We start from the raw sequence: 1,179 nt of genomic DNA on the forward strand, positions 1-1,179 counted from the left end.
TTACTCGACGATCGAGGCGACGATGCCGGCGCCGACGGTACGGCCGCCTTCGCGGATAGCGAAGCGCAGCTTTTCTTCCATCGCGATCGGAACGATCAGCTCGACGTCTACAGTGACGTTGTCGCCAGGCATAACCATTTCCGTGCCTTCCGGCAGGGTGACGATGCCGGTGACGTCCGTCGTGCGGAAGTAGAACTGCGGACGGTAGTTGGTGAAGAACGGCGTATGACGGCCGCCTTCTTCCTTCGTCAGGATGTAGGCTTCAGCCTTGAACTTCTTGTGCGGCTTGACAGAGCCCGGCTTGCACAGGATCTGACCACGCTCGACGCCGTCACGGTTCACACCGCGAACCAGAGCACCGATGTTGTCGCCAGCCTGGCCCTGGTCGAGCAGCTTACGGAACATTTCAACGCCGGTAACCGTCGTCTTCGAGGTCGGGCGGATGCCGACGATTTCGACTTCTTCGCCAACCTTGACGATACCGCGCTCGACGCGGCCGGTCACAACCGTACCACGGCCGGAGATCGAGAACACGTCTTCGATCGGCATCAGGAACGGCTGGTCGATCGGACGCTCAGGCGTTGGGATGTAGGCGTCAACAGCTGCCATCAGCTCGCGGATCGCGTCTTCGCCGATCTTCTTGTCGGAGTCTTCGAGAGCGGCAAGAGCCGAGCCCTTGATGACCGGAATGTCGTCGCCCGGGAAGTCGTAGGACGACAGAAGTTCGCGAACTTCGAGCTCGACGAGTTCGAGAAGCTCGGCGTCGTCAACCTGGTCGACCTTGTTGAGGAACACGACGATCGCCGGAACGCCAACCTGGCGAGCAAGCAGGATGTGCTCGCGGGTCTGCGGCATCGGGCCGTCGGCAGCCGAGCAAACCAGGATCGCGCCGTCCATCTGCGCAGCACCGGTGATCATGTTCTTGACGTAGTCGGCGTGGCCGGGGCAGTCAACGTGGGCATAGTGGCGGTTCGGGGTCTCGTATTCGACGTGTGCCGTCGAAATGGTGATGCCGCGAGCCTTTTCTTCCGGAGCCGCGTCGATCTGGTCGTACGCCTTGAACTCGCCGAAGTACTTCGTGATCGCTGCCGTCAGAGACGTCTTGCCGTGGTCAACGTGGCCGATCGTGCCGATGTTAACGTGCGGCTTGTTGCGCTCAAACTTACTCTTTGCCATTTG

At 60.8% G+C, this 1,179-nt stretch carries 1 protein-coding gene; it reads right to left on the reverse strand.

Features of this window, described 5'->3' with window-relative positions:
* Positions 1-1,176, reverse strand: a complete 1,176-nt coding sequence (gene tuf, locus AC1DPR_RS32050) for an elongation factor Tu (protein WP_018857113.1) — start codon at positions 1,174-1,176, stop codon at positions 1-3.
* Positions 1,177-1,179 lie beyond the last annotated feature (3 nt).

This window comes from Rhizobium sp. 01T417, from assembly GCF_056398905.1.

What these genes read in the sequence shown, in the direction of transcription:
- tuf (WP_018857113.1), bottom strand. Translation starts at nt 1,176, where the DNA reads ATGGCAAAGAGTAAGTTTGAGCGCAACAAGCCGCACGTTAACATCGGC.